The 17,393-nt window shown below is 61.9% G+C and carries 15 protein-coding genes; 3 read left to right on the top strand and 12 right to left on the bottom strand.

Going from position 1 to position 17,393, the window contains the following annotated elements; translation table 11 throughout:
- The 3 genes from L4923_RS25390 to L4923_RS25380 form a co-directional block, all read right to left on the bottom strand.
- Nucleotides 1-789: RNA polymerase sigma factor region1.1 domain-containing protein (locus L4923_RS25390; RefSeq protein ID WP_275448570.1), on the bottom strand; the 789-nt coding region annotated here is incomplete at its 3' end.
- Nucleotides 790-1,085: 296 nt separating this feature from the next.
- A complete protein-coding gene (dnaG, locus tag L4923_RS25385) occupies nt 1,086-3,014 on the bottom strand; it encodes a DNA primase (protein ID WP_239369896.1) in 1,929 nt (642 codons plus the stop codon).
- Between the two features lie 123 nt (nt 3,015-3,137).
- A complete protein-coding gene (locus L4923_RS25380; protein ID WP_239369894.1) occupies nt 3,138-3,566 on the bottom strand; it encodes an RcnB family protein in 429 nt (142 codons plus the stop codon).
- Nucleotides 3,567-4,016: 450 nt separating this feature from the next.
- Here L4923_RS25380 and L4923_RS25375 point away from each other — a divergent pair, with 450 nt between their 5' ends.
- On the top strand, nt 4,017-5,681 hold the full coding sequence (locus L4923_RS25375; protein WP_239369893.1) for a Na/Pi cotransporter family protein: 1,665 nt from the start codon (nt 4,017-4,019) through the stop codon (nt 5,679-5,681).
- Nucleotides 5,682-5,788: 107 nt separating this feature from the next.
- Nucleotides 5,789-6,976, top strand: coding sequence for an MFS transporter (locus L4923_RS25370; protein ID WP_239369892.1), 1,188 nt, complete (start codon nt 5,789-5,791; stop codon nt 6,974-6,976).
- Between the two features lie 9 nt (nt 6,977-6,985).
- On the opposite strand, the gene L4923_RS25365 is transcribed toward L4923_RS25370, so the two are convergent.
- The 7 genes from L4923_RS25365 to L4923_RS25335 form a co-directional block, all read right to left on the bottom strand.
- Nucleotides 6,986-7,684: a methyltransferase family protein gene (locus tag L4923_RS25365; RefSeq protein ID WP_239369891.1), complete on the bottom strand. Its 699-nt coding sequence runs from the start codon at nt 7,682-7,684 to the stop codon at nt 6,986-6,988.
- A 146-nt stretch (nt 7,685-7,830) separates the two neighbouring features.
- Nucleotides 7,831-9,270, bottom strand: a complete 1,440-nt coding sequence (locus L4923_RS25360) for a TRAP transporter large permease (protein WP_239369890.1) — start codon at nt 9,268-9,270, stop codon at nt 7,831-7,833.
- Entirely contained in the window at nt 9,267-9,770 is a 504-nt protein-coding gene (locus L4923_RS25355; RefSeq protein WP_239369889.1) for a TRAP transporter small permease, read from the bottom strand. Before L4923_RS25355 ends, L4923_RS25360 begins: the two co-directional genes overlap by 4 nt.
- 153 nt (nt 9,771-9,923) lie before the next feature.
- Nucleotides 9,924-10,979: a TRAP transporter substrate-binding protein gene (locus L4923_RS25350; RefSeq protein ID WP_239369888.1), complete on the bottom strand. Its 1,056-nt coding sequence runs from the start codon at nt 10,977-10,979 to the stop codon at nt 9,924-9,926.
- Nucleotides 10,980-11,208: 229 nt separating this feature from the next.
- Nucleotides 11,209-12,447, bottom strand: a complete 1,239-nt coding sequence (locus L4923_RS25345; protein ID WP_239369887.1) for an RNA polymerase sigma factor — start codon at nt 12,445-12,447, stop codon at nt 11,209-11,211.
- Nucleotides 12,448-12,822: a YciI family protein gene (locus tag L4923_RS25340; RefSeq protein WP_239369886.1), complete on the bottom strand. Its 375-nt coding sequence runs from the start codon at nt 12,820-12,822 to the stop codon at nt 12,448-12,450.
- A 143-nt stretch (nt 12,823-12,965) separates the two neighbouring features.
- The gene (locus L4923_RS25335) at nt 12,966-13,415 is read right to left on the bottom strand and encodes a GatB/YqeY domain-containing protein (RefSeq protein WP_239369885.1); all 450 of its coding nucleotides are present in this window, start codon (nt 13,413-13,415) and stop codon (nt 12,966-12,968) included.
- Between the two features lie 242 nt (nt 13,416-13,657).
- On the opposite strand from L4923_RS25335, the gene carA reads away from it, so the two are divergent.
- On the top strand, nt 13,658-14,860 hold the full coding sequence (gene carA / locus L4923_RS25330; RefSeq protein WP_239369884.1) for a glutamine-hydrolyzing carbamoyl-phosphate synthase small subunit: 1,203 nt from the start codon (nt 13,658-13,660) through the stop codon (nt 14,858-14,860).
- 49 nt (nt 14,861-14,909) lie between these two features.
- Here the strand turns inward: carA and L4923_RS25325 are convergent, their stop codons facing one another.
- Both L4923_RS25325 and ypfJ read right to left on the bottom strand, forming a co-directional pair.
- Nucleotides 14,910-16,178 (bottom strand): TCR/Tet family MFS transporter, encoded by a 1,269-nt coding sequence (locus L4923_RS25325; protein WP_239369883.1) that lies wholly within the window; start codon nt 16,176-16,178, stop codon nt 14,910-14,912.
- Between the two features lie 160 nt (nt 16,179-16,338).
- Nucleotides 16,339-17,265, bottom strand: a complete 927-nt coding sequence (gene ypfJ, locus L4923_RS25320; protein ID WP_239369882.1) for a KPN_02809 family neutral zinc metallopeptidase — start codon at nt 17,263-17,265, stop codon at nt 16,339-16,341.
- Nucleotides 17,266-17,393: the final 128 nt, after the last annotated feature.

Genomic DNA, 17,393 nt, shown 5'->3' with positions numbered 1-17,393 from the left:
CTGGGGGCGCCCCCGCGCCCCGCGCGCGGGGCGCCGCCGCCCGGGGCTCCGCCACGCCGCCCCCCGCCGGGGGGCGCCCCCCCGGATGGGGGGGGGGGGGGGGGGGGCCCCCCCCCCGGGGGGCCCCCCGGCCTTGGGCTCTTCCTTCGGCTTGGCGTCTTCCTCGACACGCTCGACGACCGGAGCCTGCTTGCCCTCGGGGCCGGCATAAGTAGCTTCGAGGTCGATGATCTCGCGCAGCAGGATCTTGGCTTCGTTGAGCTCGTCGCGCCAGATGATGATGGCCTGGAAGGTCAGCGGGCTTTCGCACAAGCCCGCGATCATCGTCTCCCGGCCGGCCTCGATGCGCTTGGCGATGGCGATTTCGCCCTCGCGCGACAGCAATTCCACCGAGCCCATCTCACGCAGATACATGCGCACGGGATCGTCGGTGCGATCGGTCGGTTCCTTCTTGGCAACGGTGGCGACCGCAGTGCCGGTCTGCTCGGCAAGCTCGTTGGCGTCTTCGTCCGAATCGCCGCCTGCGTCGCTTTCGGCCTCTTCGCCCTGCTCGTCATCCTCAACGACGTTGATACCCATGTCGGAGAGCATCGCCATCGTGTCCTCGATCTGCTCGGAAGTCACTTCTTCCGAGGGGAGAACAGAATTGAGCTCATCCATCGTCACATAGCCGCGCTTCTTGGCAGCCTTGATCATCTTCTTGACAGCATCGTCGGAAAGGTCGAGCAGCGGGCCGTCAGTCGTGCCCTCGCGTTCGGTTTCGACCTCTTCCTTTTCCTTTGTCGCCATTCTAAGTCTTCTCCAGGCGGCCATCCTGGGGCCGCATCGCTGCTGACAAATCAGTTGCGCTCGTTCGCAAACGCGCCTGCTGCCAGTACCTGCTTCTCACTTAAGTCCAGATTAACCCTGATATTTGTGGCGGGCTCCCCTTCCCGTCCAGTGCATGCACAGTCATTTCCTGCCGATGCCGGGCTTGGGTTAACGTTTCGAATCGTTCTGATTCCGTCATTCTGCCAGAAGGTCAAGCGCCTCTCGCATGATTCGCCCCAAAAAAGCGAATCAATTAGGCGCGCTTGATTTGTCGGCTATGCCCGACCCGCCCGGCCGGAAGACACGCCAAACCCTTCGATCAATGCCTCTGTTGCCTGCACGTCGCGAAACTGCGCCTGGATCTCGACCAGATGCCGATAATTCTCTTCGGTGGGATCGCTGGCAAGCGCAGCTTCAGCTTGCTTCAGCTCCCTATGTAAGGTGCGTTGGCTGCGGTGCAAGTGCAGCACCTGGATGAAGGCGTCGCGCGCGTCGTCGAGCGCAGCACTCTCCAGCGCCGGCCATTGCCTTGTGCGCCTGATCAGCGCCACCGCACGCTCCCACACCTCCCGGCAGCCGGTTCGATCGATCGTCGCGATGATGGCATCGCGATCATTGGCCTGATCATGGGCGAGTGCATCGAGAAGTGCTGCATGCAGCCGGCGCAGATCGCTGTTGGCGAGATCCAGGAACTCGACATGCTCGAAATTCTCGTCGATCAGCGCAGGGTGGTTGACGAGCGCCACCACCACGGTCGCTTCGCGCACCGACATAACCTCGCCGGCGCGCTTCACCAATGCCGAGCGGCCGAGGCTTTCGGTGATTGCGCTGCGCCCAGCAGCCCCGCCGCCGCGCGACCATTGGCCGCCCTGCCGGCCCTGCCCGCGTTCACCCGGGCGCGATGGACGCGCGCCGCGTTGCGGGGCGAAGAAGCTATGCACGCGCTCGCGCATCTCTTGCTGGTAATGATAGCGTACGCTCTCGTCGCGGATTCGTCCGGTGATCTCACGCAACGTCTTTTCCAATTCCGCGCGCCGTTCCGGCGTTTCGAACACGCCGCTGGCGGTCTCGCGCATCCAGATCAGTTCCGCCAGCGGCCGCGCTTCGGCCAGCACGGTGCGGAAAGCATCCGGACCATCCGCCTTCACCAGATCGTCAGGATCCTTGCCTTCGGGCAAGAGCGCAAAACGCGCGGTGCGGCCGGCCTGAATCGACGGCAGGATCAGATCGGCCGCCCGCCAGGCGGCCTTGAGACCCGCACCGTCGCCATCGAAACACAGAATAGGTTCGCCCGACATGCGCCAGAGCAGTTCCATCTGGTTTTCAGTCAGTGCCGTACCGAGCGGTGCCACGGCATTCTCGAAACCTGCCTGGGCCAGCGCGATCACGTCCATATAGCCTTCGACCGCGATCACGGTGCCACCACGCGCCACCGCCTTGCGGGCGCGGGCGAAATTGTAGAGCACATTGCCTTTGTGAAAGAGTTCGGTCTCGGGAGAATTGAGGTATTTCGCCGAAACATCCGAGGACATGGCGCGACCGCCGAAAGCAATGACGCGCCCGCGCGAATCCGGGATCGGAAACATGATGCGATCGCGGAACCGGTCGTAGGAAACCGGGATGTCGTCGCCGAACACCACCAGCCCGCAAGCCTCGATCTGGGCCTTCTCGACTCCTTTGGAAGCCAGGAACTCCTTGAGCGCATTGCGGCTGTCCGGCGCGAAACCCAGCCGGAACGATTGCTGCGTGGCCGGCGTCAGCCCGCGATCGCGCAGATAAGCCCGCGCCTTGGCGCCTTCGGAGCCGTGCAACCGTTCCTGAAAGAAGGCCGTCGCCATTTCCATGACGTCGGTAAGGCTGGCGCGCTGCTTTTCGCGCCGCTCTTCCTGTTCGTCCCGCACCGGCATGGGCACACCGGCCATATCGGCGACGCGCTCGACGGCTTCCGGAAAACTCACGCCGTCAAGTTCGGTCAGGAAACGGAAATGATCGCCCGAAACGCCGCAACCGAAACAATGGTAGCGGCCCTTCTTGTCTTCGCAATGGAAGGACGGCGTCTTCTCGCCATGGAAGGGACAACAGCCCCAGTAATCGCCGCGAGCGGCATTGGTCTTCTTCCTATCCCACGCCACGCGCTGGCCGATCAGCGAGGAGATCGGCACGCGGTCGCGTATCTCGTCGAGAAAGGCGGGAGGAAAGCGCATGGCGATCATATAAGCACGGCCGTTCAAACTGGCTATCGCAATCGCCAGCCGTGCCCGGTTTTCACAGGGCGGTAATAAAAAGGCGGCCTGCATGGGCCGCCTTTTCGTTGAGGGAACTCCGGCTTAACGCGCGGCGAGCACGCCGGCGATGAGGCCGGTCGCGACACCGATGAGAAGATATTCATCACCGACCCGGATCCACTGCTGGCCGGCGCCAGGACGACGCAGACCATAGCGATGATAGTCGCGAATGCCCTGGTAGCGCTTCCATTCTCGATAACGCTGGCCGGCCTTCCACCGTGGCTCGCGCACCACTTCCTTGCGAATGATCACCCGCTTCTCGACGGTGCGACGTTCGTATCGGTTGTCATAGCGCCGATCGCCATGATGCCGCTCTTCATAGCGGCGATCCTTGCGAATCGGTTCTTGCCACTGAACCGTAGTGATGTTCGACCGCGGCACGCTGACCGCAGCGGCTGGTGCAGCAAAGCCCTGCAACGTCGATGCCGCCAGCATCGAAACGGCCATGGCTGAGAGAAGAAGACGTTTCATTCGGGTGACTCCTCGTTTGTTCACGCAGACCGGATTAGATTTCTCCGCATGAACCAAAACTGAATGGCCGCATTACAATTTCGTAATGAACATAGTTAGTTAGATGGCTTCCTGCATGTTGAGGACAATCGCTTCCGCTTCTGTCCATCGCTCAGATACGGTCATTTGCAACTCGGCAGTTGGCTTGTGCGTTTCCCCTTGCGCGATGGCGTTCCATACTCCGTTCATGTCCAAACTCGACACCGGCCGCCGCTTGTCGGAGCATGGTGACATCAACAGCAAATTATTATCCGGCTAATGTAAGAATTGCCCGTTTTGCCTTATATGTGACCCCATGACCCGCGCCGTTTCAGATCGGGCCGATGCTAGGTTTATGCCACCGGCCCTGCCTTCCCCCGCAAATCCCGGCGGATTGCGGCATCCCGCATACTCCGCGCGGAGGAAGCGTTCATGAGCGGCTCGGTCGTGCTTCTGCATCTGGCGGGCGCAGTCGCGCTCATGCTGTTTGCCACACGCATGGTGAAGACCGGGGTCGAGCGGGCTTATGGCGATGTGTTGCGGCTGAAGCTGCGCGGCACCATGAAGAACCCGTTGCTGGCGGTGCTTGCAGGCACGGCGCTGGCGATCGCACTACAAAGTTCAACAGCCGTCACGCTTCTTGTCGGATCCTTCGCCGGGGCCGGCATCGTTTCGGGTATGGCTGGGCAGCTCGCCGTGCGCGGCGCGGAAATCGGCTCCGCTCTGGTCGTCAAGCTGCTTACCTTCGATCTGACGCTGATCGTTCCTATCTGCCTGATCACCGGCACGATCATGTTCATGGCTACCGAGCGGCGTGACTGGCGTCAGATCGGCCGCATCCTGATCGGGGTCGGGCTGCTGCTGCTTTCGCTGGAGATGATCGGCCAGGCTTCCGAACCTCTGCGCGAAAGCGAATTGCTGCCAGTCATCATAGACTACTTCAAGGGCGACCCGGTCACCGCCTATCTGCTGGCAGCGCTTGCCACCTGGCTGTTCCAGTCGAGTATCGCCGCCGTGCTTTTGATGACGACGCTGGCCGGGCGTGGTTTCATCCCGCCGGAACTCGGCATCGTGCTGGTGCTGGGCGTCAATCTCGGATCCTCGGTCATCGCGCCGCTGCTCACCCGCAATGCCGAGCCGGCGGTGCGCGTCGTACCAGTCGGCAACCTCCTTATGCGTGGGCTCGGTTCGCTGGTCATGCTGGTATTGTTCCTCACGTTCAAGCCACCGGTGACGTTTCTCGGCAGCACTGGTCAGGATCAGATCGTCAACGCACATATCCTGTTCAACGTCATCATCCTGCTCGCCGGTCTGCCGCTGGCAGGCCTGGTCTATGCGCTTTCGACCAAGATCGTCGCGCTCGGCGCCAAGCAGGTATCGGAAGACGCCTTCCAGGTGGCGGAGCTCTCAGCCCTCAATGAAGCAGCGCTGAATGTTCCCTCGCAGGCTCTCGGCAACGCTACCCGTGAAGTCGTGCGCGTCTGCGAAACGGTCGAGATCATGCTCAAACGCGTCATCGATCTCTACGAACAGGCTGATGAGGACAAGATCCGGGCGCTTGCCGCACTGGACGATCGGGTGGACCAGAAACACGCGGCCATCAAGCTCTACCTCGCCAAGGTGACCAAGAATTCACTGACCGAGGACGAGGCCTTGCGCTGCCAGGAATTGATTGGTGCCTGCGTCAAGCTCGAGCAGGTCGGCGACATCATCGTGCGAAACATGCTGCCCCTGGTGCGCAAGAAGATGGAGCGAGGGCTGGAATTCACGCCCGAGGGTTGGCGTGAGCTCACCGCCTTCCACGCTTCGGTGCTTGCCAACGCAAGGCTCGCCTTCAACGTGCTGGTTTCCAGCGACGCCGAAACCGCGCGCCAGATCGTCGAGGAAAAGGACCGCCTGCGTGATCGCGAGAAGCAGACCAGCCAGGCACATTTTCTGCGCTTGCGCGATGGGTCGCCCAACAGCATCGAGACCAGCACCATCCATCTCGATACCATCCGCGACCTGAAGCAGATCAACTCGCTGCTTGCCTCGATTGCATACCCGGTGCTGGAAAAACGCGGCCTTCTCAGCGATTCCCGGCTCAAGGCAAGCTGACGCAGCCAACCTATCCAGAAAAGCTAAACCCTGGTCCACGATTTCTGGATTGCCAGTCAGCGTCGATCATGCTCAGAGGCCGTTTGTAGGCCCCGTCGAGCAGTACAATGCCGCTTCCGCTGATTGCCCTTTTCCTTGCCGCTTTCGCTTTCGGAACGACCGAATTCGTCATTGCCGGCGTGCTGCCACAAGTGGCCGAAGGGTTGAACGTTTCGGTGCCGAGCGCTGGCTACCTGGTTTCAGGCTATGCACTCGGTATCGCCATCGGCGGCCCGTTGCTGACACTCGCCACTTCAAGAGTTTCACGCAAGACGCTGCTGATCGCGCTCGCCATCGCCTTCACCATCGGCCAGGTCGCCTGCGCTGTCGCGCCCGACTTCCTGTCGATGCTGGCGCTGCGCGTTGCCGTCGCCGTCGCGCACGGCGCCTATTTCGGCGTGGCCATGGTGGTCGCTGTCGGCCTGGTGCGCCCCGAACAGCGCGGCATGGCAATAGCGCTCGTCCTGTCCGGCCTCACCGTCTCCAACATCATCGGTGTGCCGGTCGGCACCGCCATCGGCAATCTCTGGGGCTGGCGCGCCACCTTCTGGGTGATGAGCTTGCTGGGCGTCGCCTCTCTTCTGGGAATGGTGTTTCTCATCCCCCGCGCCACAGGCGCCTCCACCAGACCGGCCGGACTGCTGCACGAAGTGCGCGCGCTGGGGCGCCAGCAGGTATGGACCTCGCTCATCCTGATGCTGATGCTGATGATGGGTCAGATGACGCTCTACACCTATATCACCCCTTTCCTCGAAGAGGTCACGGGCCTGACCAAGGCACAGGTCCCATGGGTGCTACTTCTCAACGGCGTCGGCGCAACCATTGGCGTTTTTGTTGGCGGACGACTAGCGGACTGGAAGCTGATGCCGTCGCTCATCACCATGTTCGCGCTGCAAACGGCGATGTTGACGATTGTCTATCTGGTCAGCCCTTATCCGTTGCCGACGATTGTTGCGATCACGTTGTGGGGAGCACTCAACTTCTCGATCGGCGCGCCGATCCAGGCCCGGATCCTGTCCTGGACCGCAGATGCCTCCAATTTCGCTTCGTCTCTGATCCCGTCGGGCTTCAACATCGGCATCGCGCTCGCCTCTTCGGTCGGCGCCACGATCCTCAGCGCCGGCTATGGTTATCGCATCCTGCCGGTGCTCGGCATCGTCGCCATGGTTATCGCTTTCGCCGTAGCGATCATCTCTTACGTTGCCGAGCGCCGCAGCGGTTTACGCCCGCCGCTACCTGCGAGTGCCGCAGAGTAGTCGACGCCTTCACCAGATATAAGGAACCAGCCGATAGCGCACGCGGCGGCTATAGTCGTCATAGTCGGCAAACTGGCGCCGCAGTGCTTTTTCCTCGTTAATGGAACGCCACGCCAAGGCGATGCTGAGCACGAGCGAACCCCAGAGACCGGTCCAGGAGCCGAGCAGCAGCGGCATGCCGAAGAATAGGAGCAGCGCGCTCGAATACATGGGGTGGCGCACCAGCGCATAAGGCCCGGTGTCGATCACCGTTTGCCCTTCCTGGATCTTCACCACAGGTGCTGCGAAACTGTTCTCGTTGAACGTCCAGAAGCAGCCGGCATAATTGGCGACGATCAAAAGCCCGCCTATCGCTTGAAGCCAGACCGGTATGGCGGTGAAGTTCGAACGTGCCGCGTCCCAAGGCATGAAGGCGAACCACAGGCAAAGGGCGATCACGAACAGCGAAAGCCAGACCTTATCCCAGCTTTCCTGGCCCTTCTGGATCGGCGAGCTCATCCTTTCGCGCAGCAGTTGCGGACTGCGGCGCGCCAGCCAGGTGATCAGTATGAGGCCACATCCGCCGAACAGGATGATCATGACCCAGCCGGCGGGATAGGCGAGCGTTCCGGCGGCCAGGAAAGTGATCACCGCCATGAAGATGATCCACAACAACAGCTGCAGATAGTAGCCAGCCATCGACCGCTCACGGTTGGTCGGCGATGTCATGTCAGCACCTCATCGTCCCAGAGCATAGCCGCCTGGTGCGGCGCGGCCAGACGGCCCGATGCGTAACTTAGAGCGTTACCGCTTTTCGCGGAAACGCTCCAAGTCTTGTATCTCCGCAAACCGCTGCGCACTTTGCCGGAATTGCTCTAGTTCAGCACGCGCACCAGCCATAGCGAGAGTATTGGCAAGGCGGTCAGCAATGCCAATCTGATCACATCGGCGATCACGAAGGGCATTACCCCCCGGTAGGTCCGGGTGATCGGTACATCGCCGGCGATCTTGTTGATGATGAAGACGTTGAGGCCGATCGGCGGCGCGGCCAGTCCGATGCCCACCACGACCAGCACGAGAATGCCGAACCAGATCGCGACATCCTCGGCACTCATGCCGAAATCCAGCGCCAGAACGATCGGCACGAAAACCGGCAAGGTAAGCAGGATCATCGCCAGTTCGTCCATGACCGCACCCAACACGATATAGACCAGCAGCATGCCGACCAGCACCGCATAAGGCGCCATGCCCGAATTGCCGATCATTTCTGCAACGGTGGAAGGCATCCGCGTCAGTGCCAGGAACGCGCCGAACACTTCCGCGCCGAGCAGGATCAGGAAGATCATGCCCGAAGTCTCCGCCGTCTGAAGCAATGCTTCGCGCATGTTGCCGACGTTGAGCTTGCGCTGCGCCAATCCAAAGATGAGCATGACAATGACGCCGACCGCAGCCCCCTCCGTCGGGGTGAAGACGCCGCCATAGATCCCGCCCACGACGATGACCGCAACGGCGGCGGCAGGGACAAGCGCGAAGTCGGCAACCAGCAGCACCAGTCCGATGATGGCCCCCAGCACCGCGGCGGTGACGCTGACCGACCCCAAATAACCGGCGCCGACGGCAGCCAACGCAAGCAAGCCTCCCGCAGGACGCGCCCAGACGGGTTGCGGCAGCCGAGCAATCTCGCGTTCGACCGGTGGTGCGAGCTCGGGCCGGCGCCGAACGACGACGGCAATCGCGATGCAATAGAAGGCAGCGGCAAGCAAACCTGGGATCAGCGCTGCCTGGAACAGCTTGGCGATGTTCTGCTCGGCGGTGATGGCGTAGATCACCAGGATGACCGAAGGCGGAATGAGAATGCCCAGCGTGCCACCCGCTGCGATGGTGCCGGTGGCGAGGCCGAGGTCAACCTTGGCCCGACGCAATTCCGGCATCGCTGCGCGCCCGAACGTCGCGGTGGTCGCCACCGAGGAACCGCAGATGGCGCCGAAGCCCGTACAGGCGAGGATGACCGCCATTGGCAGGCCCCCACGTGTCCTGCCCAGTCGCCGCTCCGCCGCCTGGAACAGGGTTGCGGCCATGCCGGAACGTTCCGCCAGCGCGCCCATCAGGATGAACAGCGGAATCACCGATAGCGTGTAGGAGGCGAACTGCCGATAGGTGTTTGTCTGGAGATAATAAAACAGCGCGTTCCAGCCCGACAGATAGGCATAGCCACCTGCTCCGACCACCAGCATGGCAAGCGCGATCGGCATGCGGATCGCGATCAGCACCAGCATTGCCGCGAAACCGAAAAGGGCGAGTTCGACGCCGCTCACGCGCGGCCCCCGAACTTCAACACCGCAACCGCCAGGGCACCAAGGAAGGCCACCGCTGCTAGTCCCGCGCAAATGGCATAGACCGGCCAGATCGGCCAGGAGATCTGCACCATCGTCTCGTTATACTGGAAGGATTCCTGCGCGCCGGAAACCAGTCCCCAGGCAAAGAAGCCGAGAAAGGCGGCCAGCACGAGATCCCATACAGCGTCGACCGCGGCATTAACCCTGGCTGGCAGACGTTGCGTGAAGGTATCGACGGCGATGTGACCGCTGCGCACCTGCGTGTAGGGCAGGAAGGCGAAGACGGCCACGCCGATGCCGATCTCGACGAATTCATAGTCGGCCGGTATCGGCTTGCTGAACAGCCAGCGGCCAGCCACGCTTGTTGTGACGAGCCCGGCCACGATCAAAAGCAGGATGCCACCCACAATCGCCACAGTTGCCGTTATCGTCTCGACAGTCCGGGAGAAGCGCCCCGGCAATCCCGATTGCGCCTCCATCAAATCTCCCTCGCCCAGATATACGAAAAGGCACAATCGGCCGCGCTGGAGCAATTCCAGGAAAAGTATGTAACGGTTTTCCGTCCGGAATTGCGCAATAGTAAGAACCAGAGCGTACCCGACTTTCCGTGAAAGACGGAAACGCTCCAGGCATCAAGCCGCGCTGTATTTCGAGATCAGTGCCTTGGCCTGCTCAAGCAGGGCAGCACCATCCAGGCCCTTGCCCTTCATATCCTCGACCCACTTGTCGCGCACGGGTTGTGTCGCCTCGACCCAGCGGGCTTTTTCTTCCTCGCTGATTTCCGAGACAGTATTCTTGCCGCTGGCTTTCACCTTGGCGGCCACTTCCGACCCGACGTCATCCCACATCTTGCCGGCAAGCTTGGCAAAGGTCATGCCGGAATTCTTGTCGAGCACCGCCTTCAGGTCGTCCGGCAGCCCAGCATAGCGGTCCTTGTTCATGGCGAGGAAGAAGGTTGCGGTGTAAAGCGTCGGCGTGCCCGGAACCGAAGTGTGATAGCGGGTCAGCTCGTCGACCTTGATCGAAGGCACGACTTCCCAGGGTATCACGGCGCCGTCGATGACTTTCTGCGCCAAGGCTTCCGGTGTCTGCGGGACAGGCATGGAGACCGAAACAGCGCCGAGCGCCGAAAGCGCTTCGCCGGCCAGCCGGGTCGGGTTGCGTAGCTTGAGACCGGCCAGATCTTCCATCTTGGCGATGGGCTTGTTGGTGTGGATCAGGCCTTGGTCATGCGCCCAGAACGACAGGAGTTTGACGTCCGCCGTCTCCTTGGCGAGATTGGCTTCACCATATTCCTGCGCCGCCGGTGCGTTGGCGGTTGCCTTGGCGGCGGGGACGAAGGGAAGTTCGAACACTTCCGTCGAGGGGAAGCGCCCTGGCGTGTTGCCAGGCAGCGTCCAGACGATATCGACGACGCCGTTGCGCGCCTGATCGTAAAGTTGTGGCGGCTTGCCGCCCAGCTGCATGGCTGGATAAATCTCGATTTTCAGCCTGTCGCCGCTGTCTGCAGCCACCTGCTTGGCCCATGGCTCCAACAGCTTGGAATGCACGTTCGAGACGGGCGGCAGGAAGTGATGCAGTTTGAGCGTCACGCTTTCCTGAGCGCGGGCACCCGTGGCACTGAGCAACGCCGGCGCCGCCAGAAGTGAAGCGGAACCCTGCACGAATTTCCGACGCGAAATGGCCATTCCCATCCTCCCTGGAACAGTCGATAGTTAACGCGTTATCTACAGCGCGGAACTTGTGGGCTAGGCCGAAGCTTGTCAAGCAGATGTGCCCATGCACCGGCCAAAAATTTCGCAATGTGAAATTGGTAGCGCCCTTCACCGCAGAAGCCAATGCCGCTGGGGCATCACAAATGCCGGCCGCAACGCCGGCAGCGCCAATCCGGCAACGCGGCGCAGTGATCGGGGCAACTCATCCACCGTCGATTTCGGCCAGCCGGGCCTCCAGGAAACGCCGCTCAGCCGGTTGCCGCACAAGTTCCAGTGCTCGCAGATAGGAGGCTCTGGCGGCCTCTGTCTGCCTGAGCCTGCGCTGCATGTCGGCACGTGCCGCGTGCGCCAGATGATAGCTGTCGAGATTGCCGGCACCCATGACAGCGTCCACGGCTGCCAGTCCTTCAGCCGGCCCGTCACGCATGCCTATGGCGGCGGCCCGGTTGAGCGAGGCCACAGGTGAAGGGTCGACACGCAACAGCGTATCGTAGAGTCCCACGATCTGCGCCCAGTCGGTATCCTCGATGCCGGAAGCGCCGGCGTGGACAGACGCGATCGCCGCTTGCAGCAGATAGGGACCGGCCCGGCGCATGGCGAAGCCACGCTCGATAAGGCCAAAGGCCTCTGCGATCAGGTCTCTGTTCCAAAGCGAGCGGTCCTGATCCTCCAGCAGGACGAGATCGCCCGAAGCATCGACACGCGCCGTCCGCCGAGATTCGTGCAGCAACATCAGTGCCAGAAGGCCGATCGGCTCCGGTTCATCGAGCAATCCCACCACCAGCCGTCCCAGCCGGATTGCCTCGGCGCTTAGATCGGTTCTGGTCAGTTCCGGTCCTTCGGTCGCGGCATAGCCTTCGTTGAAGATCAGGTAGAGCACCTTCAGCACGCTTTCGATGCGAACTGGCAGTTCGCCGCGGCCGGGCACTTCATAGGGGATGGATTCGTCGCGGAGCTTTGCTTTCGCCCGCACGATGCGCTGCGCGATCGTCGGCGCGGGTACCAGATAGGCGCGCGCGATTTCTTCCGTGGTCAGCCCGCCGATCTCGCGCAATGTCAATGCGACCCGCGCATCCGGTGCCAGCGCCGGGTGGCAGCAGGTGAAGATCAGCCTCAATTCGTCGTCGTGGATTGTCTCCGGCAACGTGTTTTCGACCATGGTGTCGGCCAATGCGGTGAGATCTGGAATGGCAGCAGCAAGCCTGGCCTGTCGGCGCCAACGGTCAATGGTCTTGAATCGGCCCGTCGAAACCAGCCACGAATACGGATTGGACGGTACGCCTTCGATAGGCCAACGCTGGGCGGCGGCGGCAAAGGCCTCATGCAAGGCCTCCTCCGCCGCCTCGAATCCACCCAGCAGGCGGATCAGCGTTGCCAGCACGCGCCGCTTTTCGGTGCGGTAGACCGCCTCGACGGCGGCACGTGCCTCGGCTCCGGTCACTCAGAGATCGTCCAATGTTGGAGGTGGCGTCGAGAAATCGACAGCCGGCCGGACCTCGATAGAGCCGATGCGCGCCAGCGGATGGGTGCTGGCGACGCGCGCTGCTTCGTTAAGGTCGTGGGCGTCGATGACGAGGATGCCACCCAGCATCTCGCGGGTTTCCATGAACGGCCCGTCGGTGGACGACATCTTGCCGTCACGCACCTGCACGGTCATTGCGCTGGACGGCAGTTCGAGCGCCTCACCGGTGACGAAATGGCCGCTTTCCTTCAGCTTTTCGTCATGGTTGGCGCATTCGGCAAGCGCGGCATTCGATTCGGCGCTGCCGTCGAACAGCTTCTTGGCATCATAATAGATCAGGCAGATATAGCGCACGGGTCATCTCCTTGCGGTGCGTTGTTGACGCCCTTTGTCGAATGGTCCGACACGGATTCGACATCGCCCGAAAATTTTCTCGAAAAAATTTCCGGTCTCGAAGGCGCCCTGACTGCCGCCTTCTCTGCCCTTCAACGCCACCGCTAAACCAGCAGCCCCTTCACCACAGCGCTGGCCTTGCCGAAATCCATCTGTCCAGCGAACTTCTCACGCAAAGCGGCCATCACCTTGCCCATGTCCTTGACGCCGGCTGCGCCGGTTTCGGCTATGACGGCGCGGATCGCCGCTTCCGTCTCGGCGGCATCCATCTGCTTTGGCAGGAAATCGCAGATGATGGCGATCTCGGCGCGCTCGTTGGCGGCAAGTTCCGGGCGGCCGCCATCCTCGAAAGCTTTCGCCGATTCCTCGCGCTGCTTCACCATCTTGGCGAGGATCTGCAGGATCTCATCATCGCTGGCGGCGTCCTTGGCATTGCCGCGGTTGGCGATGTCGCGGTCCTTGATTGCCGATTGGATCAGCCGCAGCGTGGTGAGCCGTGACTTGTCGCCAGCCTTCATGGCAGCCTTGATCTCTTCGGTGACCTTCTCGCGCATCGTCCTGCTCCTTGGTTTTGACCTGATAAATGGCATTTCGGCTGAAATCACAAGCTTGCGGCACAAATCCTGCTTCGCCATCCCCGCAGCGATTGACCGTGCCCTCCCCTTAACTTATGGGAGGCCCTTGCAACCAAACTGGTTACATGGATTGGCGCGGGCAAAGCTGCCCGGCGCTTTTTGGCGCGCAATCTGGAACCCGGAAGGTTTGCCTCTTGTTCGCCTCTTGATGGAGAGCCGCCATGGCCGCGACCGCCCCCTGGACCACGGATAAGCCGACTGCCCTTCTGGTATTGGCCGATGGCACGGTCATCGAAGGGCGCGGCCTCGGCGCCACCGGCTCGGCCGTCGCGGAGGTCTGCTTCAACACCGCGCTTACCGGTTACGAAGAAATCCTCACCGACCCGTCCTATGCCGGCCAGATCGTCACCTTCACCTTCCCTCATATCGGCAATGTCGGCACCAATGACGAGGACATAGAGGATCTCAACCCGGCCGCGCGAGCCGGGGCCGTCGGCGCGATCTTCAAGGCCGATGTCACCGACCCGTCCAGCTTTCGCGCGGCCGGCCATCTCGACCAATGGCTGAAGCGTCGTGGCATCGTCGCCCTGTCCGGCATCGACACGCGCGCGCTCACCGCACTGATCCGGGAAAAGGGCATGCCGAATGCCGTCATAGCGCATGCTCCTGATGGCAAGTTCGACATCGATGATCTCAAGCGCCGCGCCGCCGCATGGTCGGGCCTCGTCGGCCTAGACCTCGCCAAGGAAGTCACCTCCGGCCAGTCTTCGGTCTGGAAGGAAACACCCTGGAACTGGAACGAAGGCTATGGCGAACAGGCCGACCCCACCATGCATGTGGTGGCGATCGATTACGGTGTGAAGCGCAACATCCTGCGTCTGCTTGCCGGCCTTGGCGCCAGGGTCACCATAGTGCCGGCGAAGACCGGCGCCGACGAAATCCTGGCCATGAAGCCGGACGGCATCTTCTTGTCCAACGGCCCTGGCGACCCGGCCGCCACCGGCGAATACGCCGTGCCGGTCATCCGGGACCTGCTCAAGACCGACATTCCAGTCTTCGGCATCTGCCTTGGCCACCAGATGCTGGCGCTGGCGCTCGGCGGCAAGACCGAGAAGATGCACCAGGGCCATCACGGCGCCAACCATCCGGTCAAGGATCACACCACCGGCAAGGTCGAGATCGTCTCGATGAACCACGGCTTCGCCGTCGATTCCAAATCGCTGCCGGAAGGCGTTGAAGAGACCCATATCTCGCTGTTCGACGGCTCCAACTGCGGCATCACGCTGAAGGGCCGTCCGGTCTTCTCTGTGCAGCACCATCCGGAAGCTTCGCCCGGCCCGCAGGATTCGCACTATCTCTTCCGCCGCTTCGCCAATCTGATCCGTACGAAGAAGGGCGAACCAGCCCTGGCCGAAAGAGCTTGATGTCTCTGATCGAGAAATGAAAAAGGCGGCCTCGGCCGCCTTTTTCATTTCAATGTCCGCCCGCCGCGCCTTCCTGTGCATGCATCTGCTCGACCTCCTTCGGCGTCGGCTTCGCCACCTTGGTGATGAAGACAAGCACCGACATGGCCAGGAAGAATGCCGCCAGTAGGTAAGGAGCGCCGCCGAACGTGATCGGCGCATCCGGTCCGGTGAACCAGGAAAAGATCGCCGTATAAAGCAACGGCGTAATGATCGAGGTGATCGAGAAGATCGAAGTCATCGCACCTTGCAACTCGCCCTGCGCCGAAGGCGGCACCTTCGCGGCGGCAAGACTGCGCAGCGGCGGATCAGCGAGCGCCTCCAGGCAGCCGGCAACGATGACGGCGTAGATCATCCAGCCCTGCATGGCGAAGGCATAGCCAATGGCGCTGGCTGCGGTGAACGTCAATCCGATCGCTGCCGTGCGCCATTCGCCGAGCGCGGGAATGACCCGCGGCAGCACCGTTGCCATGATAATGGCGCCGCATAGGCCAAAGGCGCCCAGCGAGAAGCCGATCTGCTGTTCGCTCCAGCCATAGCGGTAGGTGGAAACGAACGACCACACCGCCGGATAGACCATGTGGCCGAGCGTCATCAGGAAGAACACCAGGCCGATCCAGCCGATGCCTTCATAATTGCGCATCTGCATGAGCGTGCCGACCGGGTTCGCCCGCTTCCACTCGAAGGGGCGGCGATGCTTCTTGTCCAGTGTCTCAGGCAGCAGGAAGTATCCGATGATGAAATTGAGCAGCGCCAGCCCGGCCGCAAAATAGAACGGAACGCGTGGTCCGAATGTACCGAGCAGGCCGCCGAGGACAGGACCGATGACGAAGCCAACGCCGAAGGCGATGCCGAGCAGGCCGAAATTCTTGGCCCGGTTCTCGTCCGTCGAAATGTCTGCGATGAAAGCCGACGTGGTTGAATAGCTGGCGCCAGAGATGCCCGCGAGCACACGTCCGATGAACAGCATCGGATACGACCAGGCGATGGCGCAGATCAGATTGTCGATCGAGAAGGTCAGCACCGAGGCAAGCAGCACAGGACGACGGCCGAAGCGATCGCTGAGGCCGCCGATCACCGGGGCGAACACGAACTGCATCGCGGCATAGACGAAGAACAGCCATCCGCCCTCGATGGCGGCTTCGGAGACACCGACCCCGCTCAATTCCTGCAGATATGCCGGCAATACCGGCATGATGATGCCGAAGCCGATGATGTCGAGCAAAAGGGTGGTGAAGACGAGGATCAGGCCTCGTCTGGCGGTCTTCGCGTCCAACATGGTGACTCTTCCCTCGTCCGCCGGGTTGCGACGGGACGGCCCTTATAGGCGAAGCGTGTCACAGCAACAATGAAAGAACAGTCTCATGTCACCGTCTCCTGACAGCAGCCGTCGGGAGATCGAACTCGGCTCGCCTGTCGGCCGTCGGGGAGTCCGGCTGTCAGATCGGGTTGTTGAAGGTGTCACAGGACGACAGCTTGCCCGAATCGAAGCCTGCCTTGAACCAGCGCTGGCGTTGCGCGGAGGTGCCGTGGTTGAAGCTTTCCGGCACGACATAGCCCTGCATCTTCTTTTGCAGCGTGTCGTCGCCGATCTGCTTGGCCGCGTTCAGGGCTTCTTCCAGGTCGCCCTGCTCCAAAATGCCCTTCTGCGCGGTGAAACGGCCCCAGACACCGGCGAAGCAGTCAGCCTGCAGCTCGACCCGCATCGACATCTGGTTGGCATCGGCCTCGCTCATGCGCTGCCGCATCTGGTTGAATTTGGGCAACACACCGGTGAGGTTCTGCACATGATGACCGACTTCATGTGCGATCACATAAGCTTCGGCAAAATCGCCGGACGCCCCGAACTGACGTGAAAGCTGGTCGAAGAAAGCCGTATCCAGATAGACCTTGTGATCGCCCGGACAGTAGAACGGACCCGACGCGGAGCTGGCAAACCCACAGGCGGAACGGATCTGGCCGGAGAACAGCACGAGCTTCGGCTGCTCGTAGGTCAGGCCATTGGCCTGGAAGATGCCGTTCCAGACATCCTCCGTTTCGGCCAGGATGGTCGCAACGAACTGCTTCATCTCGTCGTTTGCCTGCGCGCCTTGCTGGCCAGGCTGGTCTGATTGCGTAATCTGGCTGTCGCCAGGCAACAGGCCACCGCCGCCGCCCAGCACCTGCATGGGGTCGATGCCGAGGAACTTCAGCCCAAAATAGAGAACCACCAGGATGACGATGGTCGACAGGCCGCCGCCACCGGCTCGGCCACCGATCGGGATGCGGAACTGGCCGGGACCGCCGCCGAGACCGCCCGGCAGACCGCCGCCATCGCTGCGGTTGTCCTCGATGTTGTCACTCTGCCGGCGACCCTTCCAGAGCATGGCAACTCCTCGCATGAATTCGCTTTCGGCCCTTGGCCGAACATCCCAGTGTTATCGCAATGGTTGCGGCAAGTCACAGCATTTTTCGTTCCGCAGGGATGCTCGCCGGCGCGCAAAAATTCCTCTGG

Origin of the sequence: Terribium retamae, assembly GCF_022347545.1 — a bacterium.
GTDB lineage: Bacteria > Pseudomonadota > Alphaproteobacteria > Rhizobiales > Rhizobiaceae > Mesorhizobium > Mesorhizobium retamae.
The sequence above is the reverse complement of the archived record's forward strand: the minus strand, read 5'-3'. Positions and strand labels throughout refer to the sequence as shown.